The following is a 15789-nucleotide window of genomic DNA, read 5'->3' as shown; positions in this document are numbered from 1 at the left end:
TAAAAAATATTGTTTGAGAGGGTAGTTTTGAACACGATGATAAGGTTTGTGGTTTTTATTGTTGCTTGGCTTTTAGGGGTAGGAGTACAATCGTCGGTTGTCCAATCGTCGATTACAGATGTGATTAAAAATAATGAAACAAAAGAAATGCAAAGCATTGATGCAACAGTTTTTGTTTTTGCTTATCGCTTGATGAAAGAAAGCGAGAAAATTTTTCAGCCAATGATTACTTCTCCACAACAAACGATGCAATCTCTTTGCGGTTTTCCAGTGGCGCATTCACGCCAATTGATTTATCAATATGCAGCTTTTTATGACACGGTGCTTGTGCAAAATATTATGGCTTTTAGTAAGGAGTTGAGCCTTAATGGAACAAAGAGGGAAGGAGTGATGACAGTACAAATTTTAGAGCATTTACATACCCATCGTAAGTTGATGGAAAAGGCTCATATACTTAATCTTTCTGCAGATGTGGTGGAAGCTTTCTTGATAGATGAAAGTTTAAAGATAGATATATTGTTGTCTAAGTTTGGGGCTGATATTGCTGCTTTAGTGTTTGATACTTTTCATGAGGGGGATATGAAACAATTGAAGAATATGTCTGAGGATATTAAACAGGGATTGAGAGAAAAATGTGGACCTGATAGCGATTTAGAAGAGCAATTTTCAGAGGTATTGTAAATATTTCATTTAAAATTTTCAAAAAGCATTGCTTTGTGGTGTTGCGAGTCGATTGTGTCTATGCTAGGAGGGAGAAAATTTGTTCATTCTGAATTTCAAGAAGAAGATTCTTAAAATTTGAGATATTTGATCCATTTTGTCTGGTCAAGATTTTCGTCTGATCAAAATTAAAGAATCGCTAAAAGGAAAGAGGCGAGGTTTCGTGTCGGATTCATTTTCTCGTATGCCGTTGCCATTAGTGAGCCGACGTTATGCGGAAGCGCTTTTTGATTTGGTTCAAGAAGCAGGCTATGTTAAAGATTTTGAAAAGGCATTTACATCTTTTTTAGATGTTTTGGATCGCAATACAGATTTAAAGCGCTTAATACAAAGCCCATTTTTTTCAACAAAAGAGCAAGTTCAAACACTTGATTCTATGTGTGAAAGCTTTAGGTTTTCTGATAAAGAGGCGGGCCAAATTATGCGCAATTTTTTGCGTATTATTGTGGAAAATCGTCGGCTTTTTGCTTTGTCTGATATTTTACGTGCTTTTCAGTACCGTGTTGCTTCGTTTCGTAGGGAATTATCGGTACATATTATTTCTGCACATCCGTTGGATGTTCATCAACAAGAGGAGTTACGCGTGGCTTTGGAAGGTGTTGTTGGGAGGAAAATTTCGCTGCGCTTATCTGTCGATTCAACGATTTTGGGTGGGCTTATTGTCCGCTTGGGATCATGTCAGATTGATGCCTCTCTTGAAGGAAAATTGTCTTCGCTTAAGCTTGCATTGAAAAAAGAGGTCAGCTGATGGATATTAGACCGTCTGAAATTTCAAAAATCCTAAAAGAGCAAATCAAGAACTTTGACCAAAAAGCTGAAGTTTCAGAAATTGGGTGGGTTTTGTCTGTAGGTAATGGTATCGCTCGCGTTTATGGTTTGGATAATGTCCAGGCGGGTGAAATGGTTTCCTTTTCAAATGGTGTGCGCGGTATGGCACTTAATTTGGAAATGGATAATGTCGGGGTTGTGATTTTTGGGTCAGATCGCGATATTCGTGAGGGTGATTGTGTTAAACGACTTGGGGCTATTATTGATGTTCCTGTAGGGCCGGCTTTGCTCGGACGTGTTGTGGACGCATTGGGTAACCCCCTTGATGGAAAGGGCCCTATTCAGACGCCACATCGTCGCCGGGTAGATGTGAAAGCCCCTGGCATTATTCCGCGCCAGTCTGTGCATGAGCCGATGGTGACGGGGTTGAAAGCGATTGATGCTTTAGTTCCTATTGGACGTGGTCAGCGTGAATTGGTGATTGGCGACCGTCAAACAGGGAAAACAGCAATTTTGCTTGATGCGTTTTTGAACCAAAAGTCTTTTCATGAAAAGGGTGCTGAGCACGATCAAGATAAAGTTTATTGTATTTATGTGGCTATTGGTCAAAAGCGTTCAACGGTTGCGCAATTTGTTAAAGTTTTGGAAGAGCGCGGAGCTCTTGACTATTCAATTATTGTGGCGGCTACGGCTTCTGATCCGGCACCGATGCAGTTTATTGCGCCTCTTTCTGGTTGTGCTATGGGGGAATATTTTCGCGATAATGGCAAGCATGCTTTGATTGGTTATGATGACCTTTCAAAACAGGCCGTAGCTTACCGCGAGATGTCTCTTTTGCTTCGTCGTCCGCCTGGTCGTGAAGCATACCCGGGAGATGTTTTTTATCTTCACTCTCGTCTTTTAGAGCGGGCTGCAAAGCTTAATGCTGATCATGGGAGTGGGTCTTTGACTGCTTTGCCAGTGATTGAGACGCAAGCCAATGACGTTTCTGCTTATATTCCGACAAATGTTATTTCAATTACAGATGGTCAGATTTTTCTAGAAACCAATTTATTTTATCAGGGAATACGCCCTGCTATTAATGTTGGTCTTTCTGTGTCACGTGTTGGTTCTGCCGCGCAAATTAAGGCAATGAAACAAGTTGCTGGCTCGATTAAAGGTGAATTAGCGCAATATCGTGAAATGGCAGCTTTTGCGCAGTTTGGTTCAGATTTAGACGCTTCAACGCAACGTCTTTTAAACCGTGGTGCTCGTTTGGTTGAGCTTTTGAAACAAAAGCAATTTTCGCCGCTTAAAATACAAGAACAAGTTGTTGTGATTTTTGCTGGTGTGAATGGTTATCTTGATTCATTGGCTGTTTGTGATGTTGATCGGTTTGAGCAGGGTTTGTTGGCGCTTTTACGTAGAGATTATCCAGATCTTTTAGATGCGATTGGTGATCAAAAACAACTTACAGATACTCTAAAGGGTAAATTGGTTGATGTTCTTGATGTTTACAAGAAGAATTTTTCTTAAAATGGATTGATGGAATATTTGGATGGCCTCACTAAAGACTTTAAGAGACCGTATTGCCTCAGTTAAGGCAACACAAAAGATTACCAAAGCCATGCAAATGGTTGCGGCTACAAAATTGCATCGTGCACAAGAGGCAGCTGAGGCTGCACGTCCTTATGCTCAGTGTATGGCTGATATTTTGGTTAATGTTACTGCTGATGTTGATGGGGGTGATGCACCGCGTTTAATGCGTGGTACGGGTCGTGATGATGTGCATCTTTTGGTGGTTTGCACGGCTGAGCGCGGTCTGTGCGGTGCTTTTAATACGCATATTGCTCGTTGTGCACGTGAACATATTCGCGCTCTTATCTCTAAGGGTAAAGAAGTTAAAATTTTAACTGTGGGCAAAAAAGGTGCTGATATTTTGCGCCGTGATTTTAAGGATCTTATGATTGATCATATTGATTTGCGGTGTGTAAAGTCTATAGGTTTTGCAGATGCAAAAAGAATTGGTGAGCGCATTGTTGATTTATTCAATGAGGGTGCCTTTGATGTATGTACGCTTTTTTACTCTGAATTTGTTTCTGTGATTAACCAGCGTCCAACAGCTTTGGGTTTAATTCCATTTGTTGTTCAAAAATGTTCTGTTGGAAAAGTTGGTGTTGGTGGGAAAGGGGATGGGGGGGAAGCTTTGCAGTCGGCCATTTATAGTTATGAGCCTGATGCAGCTTCTCTTTTGGAGACACTTATTTTACGTAATCTTTCTGCGCAAATTTTTCGTGCTTTGCTTGAAAATGTTGCTGGTGAAATGGGTGCAAAGATGAGTGCTATGGATAGTGCATCGCGCAATGCCGGTGAAATGATTAATAAATTGACAGTGACTTATAATCGTCAACGTCAGGCGCAGATTACCACAGAGTTAGTTGAAATTATTGCGGGCGCTGAAGCGCTTTAAATTGAGAAGGTAGGGATTGATGGTAAAAGCAGTGACGTCAAAAAAAGGAGCATCAAAAGCTGAAGAAAAAAAATCAGCCGCTCATTCAGGCGTAAAAAAAACCGCCTCGAAGTCTCAAGGAAGTGTCAAGGATTCTGGTAATCTTACACGCACTTCTTCTAAGTCTGCTCGTGTTTCTAGGCCTGTTTCTGGCAAGGGGTCGGTTGGTGAAATTAGGCAGGTGATTGGAGCTGTTGTTGATGTACAGTTTGAAGGAGAATTGCCGAATATTCTTAATGCTTTAGAAACTGAAAATATGGGCAACCGGCTGGTTTTGGAAGTGGCGCAACATTTAGGTGAAAACACGGTTCGTACCATTGCGATGGATACAACCGATGGTCTTGTGCGTGGACAAAAGGTTTTTGATACAGGAGCACAGATTTGCGTTCCTGTTGGAGAAGGCACACTTGGTCGTATTATGAATGTGATTGGGGAGCCGGTTGATAATGCTGGTCCAATTGTTGCAACTAAAACGCGTTCAATTCACCAAGAAGCACCTGAATATATTGAGCAATCAACAGAATCAGAGATTCTTGTTACAGGTATTAAAGTTGTTGATCTTTTAGCGCCTTATGCCAAGGGTGGTAAAATTGGTTTATTTGGTGGTGCTGGTGTTGGTAAAACTGTGTTGATTATGGAATTAATCAACAATATTGCCAAGGCGCATGGTGGTTATTCCGTGTTTGCAGGTGTGGGGGAGCGTACACGTGAGGGCAATGATCTTTATTATGAAATGATCGAAAGTCGTGTAAATGTGAATCCTAAAGACAATAAGGGTTCTGCTGCGGGATCAAAATGTGCGCTTGTTTATGGGCAGATGAATGAACCACCAGGAGCACGTGCACGTGTTGCGCTTTCAGGTTTGACGATTGCGGAAAGTTTTCGCGATGAAGGTCAAGATGTTTTGTTCTTTGTGGATAATATGTTTCGTTTTACACAGGCAGGTTCGGAAGTTTCAGCTCTTTTAGGGCGCATTCCTTCTGCTGTGGGATATCAGCCAACTTTGGCAACAGAGATGGGGACTTTGCAAGAACGTATTACCAGTACTAAAACAGGTTCTATTACGTCTGTTCAGGCCATTTATGTTCCTGCTGATGATTTGACTGATCCAGCGCCTGCGACATCTTTTGCGCACTTGGATGCAACAACAGTTCTTTCTCGTGCGATTGCTGAGAAAGGTATTTATCCAGCGGTGGATCCACTTGATTCTTCTTCACGTATGTTGGATCCATTGGTAGTTGGTGAGGAGCATTATGCTGTTGCATCTCAAGTCCAGACGATTTTGCAGCGTTATAAATCTTTGCAAGATATTATTGCTATTCTTGGAATGGATGAACTTTCTGAAGAAGATAAGGCTCTGGTAGGGCGAGCACGTAAAATTGAACGTTTCCTTTCACAACCTTTCCATGTGGCTGAAGTTTTTACTGGTTCTCCTGGAAAGCTTGTACCTTTACAAGACACCATTAAGGGGTTTAAAGGTCTTTGTGCTGGTGATTATGATGATTTACCAGAAGCAGCTTTTTATATGGTTGGTTCAATTGATGAAGCAATTGAAAAGGGTAAGCGTTTAATGGTAGAAGCTTCTTTATAAGAGGAATTTTGTGGTGAATAAAGAAATTACTGTAATGGATGTCAGAGGAATTGTGTAAGGGATATTTGTCGTAGAAATGACAAGAGGTTGCTGTGGAAAACAATAGAGCAAAGCGTTTTTTGTTTGAGCTTATATCGCCTGAGAAACTTGTTTTTTCAGATGAAGTGATATCAGTTGTTCTTCCTTCAGCTTCAGGCTATTTGACAGTTATGGCCAATCATGCGCCTTTAATGGTTTGTCTTATGCCAGGAAGTATTCGCGTTTTATCATCTTCAGGTGAAAAGTTGTTTGCTCTTTGTGGAGGGGTTGCCAATATTACACCTTCAAGATGTTCTCTTTTGGCTGAGGCTGTTGTTTCTGTTGATCATCTTTCTTTTGATGATCTTGAACAGCGCATTTTGAAAGTTCGAACAGCGTTGGAAGAAGGTTCAAATGATGGGAACAATGATCCAGTGGAGGAATTTTTACATCAGCTGACGACTGTTGGTGGTGTGTTAACAGCGGTGTAGTGTAAATGTAGGGAGTGCAGACATGAACGGCAAAAAAAGCGCGATTATGTCTGCTAAAGAAAGTGAAGGGGGGCTTTCCCAGTCTGGTCCTATTTTTGCAGGGCCTTTGCGGAAGTGTTTTGTTTATATTTTTGCCTCTTTTATTTTGCAATGGGCTTATGGCTTAGGGGCAAATATGGTTCAATCCAATATTCTTCAACTTTCTGGTAATTTTCGTGCAACACTCACTGAAACGACATGGTTGGTTGCTGCTTATATGGCACCCAATGTTAGTGTTGCGATTATGTTGATTAAGATTCGCTATCAATTTGGGTTGCGATCTTTTGCTGAATTATCGATCCTTGGGTTTGTTTTGGTCTGTGTTTTGCAATTATTTGTCACAGATTTACATTCAGCTTTGATTATTCGCTTTTTTGCTGGTATCGCTGCAGCACCAATGGCTTCATTAGCGTTTTTATATATGTTGGAGGCTTTTGCACCGGAGAAGAAATTCACGGTGGGTCTTAGTTTAAATTATATGAATGCGGCTTTAGCGGTTCCTTTATCGCGTTTAATTTCACCTTATTTGTTGGAAAATAATGGAGGGTTTTCTAGCCTTTCGGCCATGGAAATGGGGCTTGTTTTAGTCAGTTTGGGGTGTATTTTTTCTCTTCCGCTTGCACCTGTTGCATGTAACAAAGTGATTAGAAAGCTCGATTGGGTAAGTTATAGTTTGATTGCATTTGGGCTGGGTTTAAATGCAATGATTATGTCTGTTGGCAAGCTTTATTGGTGGCATGAAGCGCCGTGGATTGGTTGGGGGCTTGCTATTGCAATTTTGTCGTTAGTGATTGCGACTATTTTTGAGTTAAATAGAGAGTATCCGTTGATTGATTTACGCTGGCTTTTTAGTAAGGAAATGGTGCAAGTTGTTTTAGTCTTGCTAATCTTTAGGATTCTTTTATCAGAGCAATCGACTTTAGCGGCAGATTTTTTTGGTCTTTTTGGTTTATTGAATGGTGATATGGCACCGATGTATTTTGCTGTTACCATTGGGACCATTTTAGGGGGTGGGATTTGTGTTTGTTTTTTACGAGCTGGCCGTGAAGACTATTTTTATTTTATGTCTTTAAGCTGTTTGGCGCTTGGGTCTTATTTAGATAGTTATGTAAATCACTTAACGCGCCCAGAGGATCTGATGTTGAGTCAAGGTTTGATAGGTTTTGGCTATGCACTTTTTTTACCTCCTGCTTTATTTAATGGGTTTGTGAGAGCAAATGCACGAGGCCCCAGTTATGTTTTAAGTTTTATTGCTATTTTTCTTTTAACTCAAGTGACGGGAGGGTTAATGAGTGCAGCTTTTTTTGGGAGTTTGCAATTTATTTTCGCCTATAAGCATTTTGAGTGTTTAAAGCAAGACGTTGTTGTGACAGATCCTCTTATTTTAAATGAGATAAATGCCTTATTATCGTCTTCTTATAATGCTTTAAGTCCTGGTAGCTCTGGGGGTGGGCGGTTTATATCTGATCTGATTGGGCAGTTAAAATTGACAGCAAATATTTTGGCTTATAACGATGTTTTTCGGCTTTATTTTTATATTGCGATAGTCGTATTAATTATTTTTCTTGTCAAAATTATTTATCAATTATGTCCTTTTATTGCATGGAGCCGAATGGGAAAAATAAGGCAATTTTAATGAAGAAAAGTGAAAAAAGATGATAAGGGCATTGCGGTCGAAATCGACAATTGTTGCGTTTATATCAGGAGTTGCTGGAATTTTATTAATTTTGTGGGCTTGGAAGCTTCCACCATTTGTGAGCACTATTCAAATAACAGATAATGCTTCAGTTAAGGGGGATGTTACTTTAGTAAGCCCGCAGATCTCTGGTGTGGTTACACATATTTATATTCAAGATTATCAAAGAGTTGAAAAGGGAACTGTTTTATTTGAACTGGATGATACTCTTTTTCGGCAACAACTTTCTCAAGCGCAGGCGATTTTTGATTCAAAAAATGCAAAGCTTGCAAGTGTTTTATTGCAAACTCAACTTTTGCAAGAAGAAATTGATACGGCAGAGTCAGAATTGGCACGTTTGCAAAAATTATCAAATGTTACTTTTGAAGTGAAAAATTTAAAAACTGAGGAGGCGCGCTCATCCTCTTCTCTTTCACAATTATTGGCGGCACTTGAAGTAAAGCGCCGATTGCAAAAACAATTGGATCTTGAACGGCAAAGTTTACAGTCAGATGTTGCTGGGGCAAAGGTTGGGGTTGAATTGGCACAGCTTAATTTAGCACATACCAAAATTGTTTCTCCTTGCGCTGGGCAGGTTGGGCTTGTTGGAGCGCGGGTGGGGCAATATGTTTTACCTGGGACGCAATTGGTGGCTGTTATTTCTGATGATATTTGGATTGTTGCCAATTATAAAGAAACTCAGCTTGCTCATATGCGCATTGGACAGCCTGTTGTTTTTTTTGTTGATGCGCTAAATAATCAAAAATTAACAGGTCGTGTCGTACGTTTTGCTCCTGCTACAGGTTCAGAGTTTTCATTGTTGAAGACGAATGCTGCGGTTGGAAATTTTACTAAAATTGCGCAACGTATTTCAGTTCGTATTGATTTAGATCCGGGGCAAATAGGGGCTGAGCGGCTTATTCCGGGTATGTCAGTGGTTACGTATGTAGATACTTCGTGACATATTTTAAAGGCTAAAGGATGTTTGTTTTGGGTTTTATTTTTATACTGATTGTTTATAGCAAGTGGTTAGTGGTATTAGAGGATGTCATCGGGTTTATAGCATTTGTGCCGTGGTATATGGTGTGTAAGTTTTTTTTAGGATTTGGAGAGGGGTGCCCGCTTTTGGGGCGGGCGTTGAAGGATCTGGTTATTTGATTTTACGCGTCAACAGGCAACTTGCTAGAACAACACCTGCAACCAGTGCAATCGTTGTTTTAGGGTTTTCTTTTACTTTTTTTTTCAGATCTTCAGTATGGTTGTTCATGCGCGAAAGAGTCTGACGGCTTTTTTGTTTCCATGTGTCAAAGAGGTCAAAAATGGTATTTGAAGTATTGTTATCATGACGCCAACGGCTGATTGTCACCAGTTCATCTTTTAGTTGTGCAATATGATTTTTAATTTTAGTATTTCTGCAGCAGGGGGGCTGAAATGTACACATAGGTTTGCTCCTTCATATTGTTAGCGTCTTATAAATTAGAATTTTGTTGGAAAGACTTATTTGCTATAACGAGTTGAAAATTGAAAAGTTGCATGAAAGAACTGCTGCCGATTGGTTTATGTTGATGCGCGAATGTTGGTTTGTTTTAAGCCAAATTTTAATTCATTTATTTGTTCAAAATATTCTATAGTCTGTGGTATTGTGATGATAAAAGATAAAGTGGATTTTAAAATTTGGGGAGTTAATGAGCACGCCATATTATTTATCTAAGCCTTTGGAGCGCCGCCGATCTGTTGGAGTAAAAGTTGGTGATGTGGTTGTTGGTGGTGATAACCCGATTGTTGTTCAGTCTATGACGAATACAGATACTGCCGATATTGATGCGACAGTTATGCAAATTAGTGCTCTTTGGCGTTCAGGTTCGCAATTGGTGCGGGTAACTGTTGATCGGGATGAAGCGGCAGCGGCTGTGCCTAAAATACGTGAACGATTGGAACGGTTAGGCATTTTTGTGCCGTTGGTGGGGGATTTTCATTATATTGGACACAAACTTTTGGCAGCGCATCCTGCATGTGCTGAGGCTCTTTCAAAATATCGAATTAATCCTGGAAACGTTGGTTTTGGTTCAAAAAAAGATCGGCAGTTTAGTGAAATTATAGAGATGGCTTGCCGTTATCATAAACCAATACGCATTGGAGTAAATTGGGGGTCACTTGATGAGGTGTTATTAACCCGGCTGATGGATGAAAATGCAAAGCAAGAAAAACCTCTATCGACTGTGGAAGTGATGCGGGAATCTGTTGTTCAGTCAGCACTGCATTCAGCTTTTTTTGCTGAGGAGTTGGGATTGGGGCGTGATCAAATTATTCTCTCAGCTAAGGTGAGTGATGTACAAGATTTAATTGCTGTGTATGGTCTTTTAGCAGAACGTTGTGATCATGCTCTTCATTTGGGTTTGACAGAAGCGGGAATGGGAACAAAGGGGATTGTTGCTTCTTCAGTGGCTTTGGGAATTTTATTACAGCAAGGGATTGGTGATACAATTCGTATTTCACTTACACCTGAGCCAGGAGGTGAGAGGACCCAAGAGGTAAAGGTGTGCCAAGAGCTTTTGCAGGTTATGGGATTTCGACAATTTATGCCTGTTGTTGCTGCATGCCCTGGATGCGGGCGTACAACTTCAACGGTTTTTCAAACATTGGCGCAAAAAATCGAAGCTGATTTATGTAGGAATATGCCTGTTTGGCGTCAAAAATATCCTGGTGTTGAAGGTTTAAAGGTGGCTGTTATGGGATGTATTGTCAATGGACCGGGGGAATCAAAACATGCTGATATTGGCATTTCTCTGCCTGGAACAGGTGAACAACCAGCGGCTCCAGTTTTTATTGAAGGCAAAAAGGTAAAAGTTTTGCGTGGGTCCCGTATTGCTGAAGAGTTCGAAGGCATATTGGGTGATTATATTCACACGCGTTTTGGACAAAGCTAAATGAGCGAGTGGTTTGTTACGCTTCTCTTTTATTTTTAAGTAGTGGAATGTACTTTAGAGTAAGTGACAATTAAGACGAGCATTTAATGGTTACGTGTGGCAATAAAGTGTGCTGCTTGTTTGAGTGGTTTAGCCTTATTACCAAAGGGATGAAGAAGCTCTTCTGCTTGAGTAATGAGCATATCTCGTTTTTTTTGTGTTTTTTGAATCCCATGAAGACTGACTAAAGTGGCTTTATTTGCTTCTTTATCTTTTCCAGCAGTTTTGCCAAGAGTTTTGGTATTCATGGTGACATCAAGAAGGTCGTCTGTTAATTGAAAAGCCAGCCCAAGATGTGTACCAAAGGTGGCAAGTTGTTGAATTTCTGTTTGGGAAGCATTGCCGATTATAGCACCTGCTTGGCAAGCAAAGCTTATAAGAGCGGCTGTTTTCATGCGTTGCAGCATAACAATTGCATGATAATCTTGTGGTTTATTTTCGGCTTCAAGGTCAAGCATTTGGCCGCCAAGCATACCACCAAGCCCTGCTGCTTGCGCAAGAGCTGTGATAAGGTCAATTCTTATTTTTAGGCTCAGATCACAGGCTTTGTGAGCAATAATTTCAAAAGCAAGGGTTAAAAGGGCATTACCTGCTAAAATGGCTGTAGCTTCATTAAATTCTTTATGAACGGTGGGTTTACCACGCCGGAGTGTGTCGTTATCCATGGCGGGAAGATCATCGTGAATAAGCGAATAACAATGAACGCATTCCAATGCGACACCAATATCGAGAGATTGTTCAAAGGGAATATCAAAAAGTGCAGCACTTTGGATAACTAAAAAAGGGCGCAAACGTTTGCCGCCATTAAGTGTGCCATAACGCATGGCTTTAATTAAGATTTCAGGACGAGCAATTTCATTGTTTTGGATTTTATTGCTTAAAAGCGTATCAAGTCTTTTTTCAATGTTGTCGGTATGTTTTGCAAGAAGGGTCGTGAATTCATGCATCGTTTCTTCCTTTATTTTGCAAAATGAGTGAGCTCTTTTTAAGATAGGAAGACGAAGAATGAAACGATTTTTTAATGACCTTTAAATTCTATCAGATAAAAATAATGCCAGATGGTTTTAAACCCAATCTTTAAGGAGACTTAAAGTTTAGTATGATCTTTATTTCTTGTTTGGCTTTTTTTACGTGATTTTGCGTAATTTGTAGTTTGATGATGTATAATTTGATAAAGATAGGTGGCTTATAAGCGGGAAGAAGATTATACTTATTAATGTAGTTTAGTTTTTTATTATTTTGGTTGATCTATTCTGTTTGAGGGAGGTCACAATTTTTACGATCAGTTCAAAAGAACTTTATTGGGGTTATTTGTATTAGTATACAAGTCTACAGATCGTTTTTTGGTTTTAACCCGGCTTGTTACAAAATGAATTTCTCTTTTTGATGCTTAACCGATATTATTTTCATTAAAAATGTTTAAGTATACTCGTAAAATCGGATAAAAAATTAAACGAAAGTCTGGTCAAAAGATTTTAATCAGTGTATAGGATGCTGTAACATTGTTGTCAAAAATGACATTACTGTTGTCAAAAATGATATTAAAAATGACAATAAATGTTATTGTTTAAGTGTTATTTGTTCCTTTTTCGAGTCTATTTGGAGTATCTCTTTATGGCTGTACCTAAACGAAAAACTTCTCCATCGAAGCGGGGTATGCGCCGTTCGGCTGATGCCTTGAAAGCACCAACTTATATTGAAGATAAAAATTCTGGTGAATTGCGTCGCCCTCATCATATTGATTTAAAAACAGGTATGTACCGCGGACGTTCAGTTTTACCCCCTAAAGATTGAGTGCAGCCTATCTCTCCGGTGGCTCAATGGAGTGGGGTGAATAAACGGGAAGCCTTTTTAATATTTCTTGTAAGCAGATCTTATTGTTGAAATACAAGGCTTTCTGGTTAGGCGTACAGTGACCGATAATTAACTTTTTTTAAAGCAAAGGCTTTTGTAGCCGCCCATGTGGTTTGTGTGTAGAGCTCTTCGTGTATGGAAGGGTATTTACGATGAAAACTGTTTGTGCTCTCCGAGTTTAAGAAGTATTTTTTGTTACAAGTCCTTTTATTTTCTAGCCGGCTTTGAGTTTAAGCAAAAAATATACCCGTGCTTCACGAAATAAATGGTGCACGGGTTTAGTATATTCTCATAACACTTTGTATCATACAGTGCTTACTTATAGTTTATCACGCAGCATAGACAGCACTACTATCACCTTTTTTTTCATCGATTCCAGTTTTAAATTTGCGTTTGGGTTCTTTGGTAAGGTGCGCCTCTATCAAATTGATGGCTTCTGTTTCAGAAAGATTGTTGATGATAGCAATTTCACGAGCCATTCGATCAAGTGCAGCAGCATAGAGTTGACGCTCGGAATAAGATTGCTCAGATTGCAGTTCTGAACGAAAAAGATCGCGCACTACCTCAGCGATGAAAACGAGATTTCCTGAATTAATTTTCGTGTCATATTCTTGAGCACGGCGTGACCACATGGCCCGTTTAACACGTGCTTTCCCATGTAGGGTTTTTAATGCACGCTCAACAGAATCAGACTCAGATAATTTACGCATCCCAATAGAAAGGGCTTTTGCAACTGGCACTTTTACATCCATTTTATCTTTAGCAAAATGGATGACAAAAAGTTGCAATTTATGCCCTGCAACTTCCTGCTCTTCAATTGCTATAATTTGCCCCACCCCATGTGTAGGGTAGACGATATATTCAGAAGTTGAAAACCCTTTAACACTGGAGGTTTTTTTTTGTTGGGACGCCATATTAATTTACTCCCTTTGTAACCAACAATGATGTCGGAGAACAAGTTAAAATGCCTGAAAACTGAGTCTTCTGCAACTTATGCATATTATGCTCATTGATATAGCATAAAAGTTAAGTGTTTCCAGTTACAAATAAAAAAACACTTCGCTTTATAAAAAAGCGAAACAAAATACTTAGCAAAATGGCTTTATTAGGACATTGTTAACATTTAAAATGAAAAAAATCAATCATTCCACTTAAAAATTTTGTTATTACATAAAATAATCTGAGTTTTTTTAAAAAAAGAATAACACATTATGAAGTTATTATTCACCACTTCCTGGATTTTCTGAAAAATACTTTTCTAATTTATTAGGAATACCATCCATTTCTTTTGCTTGAGGAAGAGGATTTTTCTGGGTGGTTAAATTGGGCCATTTAGTTGCATACTCACGATTGAGTTCTAACCATTTTTCTAACCCAGGTTCTGTATCAGGCTTAATGGCTTCAGCAGGGCATTCTGGTTCGCATACACCACAGTCGATGCATTCATCAGGGTGAATGACAAGCATATTTTCACCTTCATAAAAACAATCAACAGGGCAAACTTCAACACAATCAGTGTACTTACACTGGATACAATTATCGGTTACAACGTAGGCCAAGGTAAAACTCCATTTCCCATTTTGATGACCTTTGAAGGAAATGATATGGACATCCTTATCATTTTAAAGTTGGTCACGAAGCGCTGCTAATTTTGCAAAAGGTGAATCAGGATCGGGGTGTTTTCGTTTCTGAGATGGTTTATTCTTTGTATATTGAGTGGGTGTTTTGGTGTATTTATGAGCGGGGCTGGCTTGTGATGCCTCTTTTTTGAAAGTTTTTCTATGTTTGTTTTGTCGTTTTTGCTTAGGTTTAGCGTGATTGTTATAAAGGCGATTGTACTGATAATTATAACGCCATAATAAAACAATTTTATCTTCTGTTTCTAGATATTGTTGGTGTGCAAAAGTGCCAACAGGTTCAGCAGCTGGTGGATGATCTTTTATACAAGGTGGTTCTTCAATACAAGAAGATGAAGCCTCTTTTTCTTTCTGTGTTGTGCTTGATGCTAGGATGTTTTGCCATTGATTGCCCACAAATTCTGCTGCAGGATAATTCTCTTTTGCTGTCAAATTATTTTCAGAAGATTCTTTGTGTGTGAGCTCTTTTTGAAGTTCAGCACTACTCTTAGGTTGTGATTGATAACCAAGACCTTTGAGAATTTCTTCCATGTCTGCATTATTGGCACCAAGAATAGACATCATCGTTGGCGTGGCAAAAAAACTTTTGCCATCATAGGCACCTTCAGGTTTGGGTTCTATGCCTGGTTTCCAATGAAGTGCAGGGCGGATAAGGTTGGCAAGACGTTCTAAAATATCAATACGTACAGCACGCTGCCCTAAAATTTGATACCCAACAAGATGGTAAATTTGAGGATTATATGTTGGATCAATAATCAGTGAGGTTCGTCCAGCAGTTAAAGCCGCTAAAATTTCACTTAAACCAGTTTGGTCACGCTCTTCTTTATGAAGGCTCCAAAGCAGTGTAATTGCTTGAGCTGCAGTGGGTTTGAGCATTCCTGTGACGTAGATATGAAAAGCACCAAAACGAACCCCTAGCTGCCGTAACACTGCACGCGATTCTTGATCAAGGTTTTTGACAATTTCAGCCACTTTTCGACGCGGTAAAATACCCAAATTGTCCACAAGTCGTAGAGCAAGAGTGTTTGTTGGTCCACTCAAGGTATCAGCATTGCGTAAATCGAAAAGAGGTTTTAAAGCTGTTTCAAAATGGAAAGTTACAAAACGCTCCAATCGTGCAACCACTCTATCTCGGGCTTCTCCAATTAAGTGATCATCTGCTAAAAGAATGAGCTTGGGTTTTAAAATATTGTCAGTTGAAGTCAGTTGTGCCACTGCCTGGCCGATCCAACGTACAATTCCATCACAGTTAAGGGCAAAATCTCCGTTAGCTGAAGCACAAAAACGTGTAACACGTTGAGCAAAGGCAGCAGTTAAGTCTTCATTATTTACTATATTGTGTGTTTCAGCTTTTGTATCTGTACCATTTTTTGTATGGGCATAAAAACGCAATCCCTCAAATCTGCCATTTCCAGGACTTTCGGTACGAATATCATTGTTGTGAACAGTTTCGCTATCCATCATTGTTTTCTTTCTCAGCTTTTTATGGGTAAGAGATGTTGCTTTCGACACTTCAATATTTGTGCCATTTCTCTAGCACAT

General features: G+C 39.6%; 15 protein-coding genes. 10 read left to right on the top strand and 5 right to left on the bottom strand.

Annotated features, from left to right (window positions below):
• Positions 1-36: 36 nt before the first annotated feature.
• From BBBE_RS06620 to BBBE_RS06585, 8 genes are all read left to right on the top strand, one after another.
• Entirely contained in the window at positions 37-681 is a 645-nt protein-coding gene (locus BBBE_RS06620; protein ID WP_010701741.1) for a hypothetical protein, read from the top strand.
• A 202-nt stretch (positions 682-883) separates the two neighbouring features.
• Positions 884-1468, top strand: a complete 585-nt coding sequence (gene atpH / locus BBBE_RS06615) for an ATP synthase F1 subunit delta (RefSeq protein ID WP_010701740.1) — start codon at positions 884-886, stop codon at positions 1466-1468.
• Complete coding sequence (gene atpA / locus BBBE_RS06610) at positions 1468-3003, top strand: F0F1 ATP synthase subunit alpha (RefSeq protein WP_010701739.1); 1536 nt, start codon at positions 1468-1470, stop codon at positions 3001-3003. The genes atpH and atpA overlap by 1 nt, the downstream gene beginning before the upstream one ends.
• Before the next feature lie 22 nt (positions 3004-3025).
• On the top strand, positions 3026-3937 hold the full coding sequence (locus BBBE_RS06605; protein ID WP_010701738.1) for a F0F1 ATP synthase subunit gamma: 912 nt from the start codon (positions 3026-3028) through the stop codon (positions 3935-3937).
• 19 nt (positions 3938-3956) lie between these two features.
• Complete coding sequence (gene atpD / locus BBBE_RS06600; protein WP_010701737.1) at positions 3957-5567, top strand: F0F1 ATP synthase subunit beta; 1611 nt, start codon at positions 3957-3959, stop codon at positions 5565-5567.
• A 92-nt stretch (positions 5568-5659) separates the two neighbouring features.
• On the top strand, positions 5660-6076 hold the full coding sequence (atpC, locus tag BBBE_RS06595; protein WP_010701736.1) for an ATP synthase F1 subunit epsilon: 417 nt from the start codon (positions 5660-5662) through the stop codon (positions 6074-6076).
• 22 nt (positions 6077-6098) lie between these two features.
• Positions 6099-7751 (top strand): MFS transporter, encoded by a 1653-nt coding sequence (locus BBBE_RS06590; protein WP_010701735.1) that lies wholly within the window; start codon positions 6099-6101, stop codon positions 7749-7751.
• A gap of 19 nt (positions 7752-7770) precedes the next feature.
• Positions 7771-8751: an HlyD family secretion protein gene (locus BBBE_RS06585; protein WP_010701734.1), complete on the top strand. Its 981-nt coding sequence runs from the start codon at positions 7771-7773 to the stop codon at positions 8749-8751.
• A gap of 189 nt (positions 8752-8940) precedes the next feature.
• On the opposite strand, the gene BBBE_RS06580 is transcribed toward BBBE_RS06585, so the two are convergent.
• Entirely contained in the window at positions 8941-9231 is a 291-nt protein-coding gene (locus BBBE_RS06580) for a hypothetical protein (RefSeq protein WP_010701733.1), read from the bottom strand.
• A 244-nt stretch (positions 9232-9475) separates the two neighbouring features.
• Here BBBE_RS06580 and ispG point away from each other — a divergent pair, with 244 nt between their 5' ends.
• Positions 9476-10717, top strand: coding sequence for a flavodoxin-dependent (E)-4-hydroxy-3-methylbut-2-enyl-diphosphate synthase (ispG, locus tag BBBE_RS06575; RefSeq protein WP_010701732.1), 1242 nt, complete (start codon positions 9476-9478; stop codon positions 10715-10717).
• Between the two features lie 83 nt (positions 10718-10800).
• Here ispG and BBBE_RS06570 read toward each other — a convergent pair whose 3' ends face one another.
• Entirely contained in the window at positions 10801-11703 is a 903-nt protein-coding gene (locus BBBE_RS06570) for a polyprenyl synthetase family protein (protein WP_010701731.1), read from the bottom strand.
• Between the two features lie 667 nt (positions 11704-12370).
• Here BBBE_RS06570 and rpmF point away from each other — a divergent pair.
• Positions 12371-12550 (top strand): 50S ribosomal protein L32, encoded by a 180-nt coding sequence (rpmF, locus tag BBBE_RS06565; RefSeq protein ID WP_004857790.1) that lies wholly within the window; start codon positions 12371-12373, stop codon positions 12548-12550.
• A 389-nt stretch (positions 12551-12939) separates the two neighbouring features.
• Here rpmF and BBBE_RS06560 read toward each other — a convergent pair whose 3' ends face one another.
• The 3 genes from BBBE_RS06560 to BBBE_RS06550 all read right to left on the bottom strand — a co-directional run bounded on the left by BBBE_RS06560 (position 12940) and on the right by BBBE_RS06550 (position 15708).
• The gene (locus tag BBBE_RS06560; protein ID WP_010701730.1) at positions 12940-13524 is read right to left on the bottom strand and encodes a CarD family transcriptional regulator; all 585 of its coding nucleotides are present in this window, start codon (positions 13522-13524) and stop codon (positions 12940-12942) included.
• Between the two features lie 306 nt (positions 13525-13830).
• A complete protein-coding gene (fdxA, locus tag BBBE_RS06555; protein ID WP_010701729.1) occupies positions 13831-14169 on the bottom strand; it encodes a ferredoxin FdxA in 339 nt (112 codons plus the stop codon).
• A 63-nt stretch (positions 14170-14232) separates the two neighbouring features.
• A complete protein-coding gene (locus tag BBBE_RS06550; RefSeq protein WP_035464563.1) occupies positions 14233-15708 on the bottom strand; it encodes a hypothetical protein in 1476 nt (491 codons plus the stop codon).
• Positions 15709-15789 lie beyond the last annotated feature (81 nt).

The sequence above is a fragment of the Bartonella bovis 91-4 genome, assembly GCF_000384965.1.
GTDB classification, from domain to species: domain Bacteria; phylum Pseudomonadota; class Alphaproteobacteria; order Rhizobiales; family Rhizobiaceae; genus Bartonella; species Bartonella bovis.
This window is presented reverse-complemented; position numbering and strand designations above follow the sequence as displayed.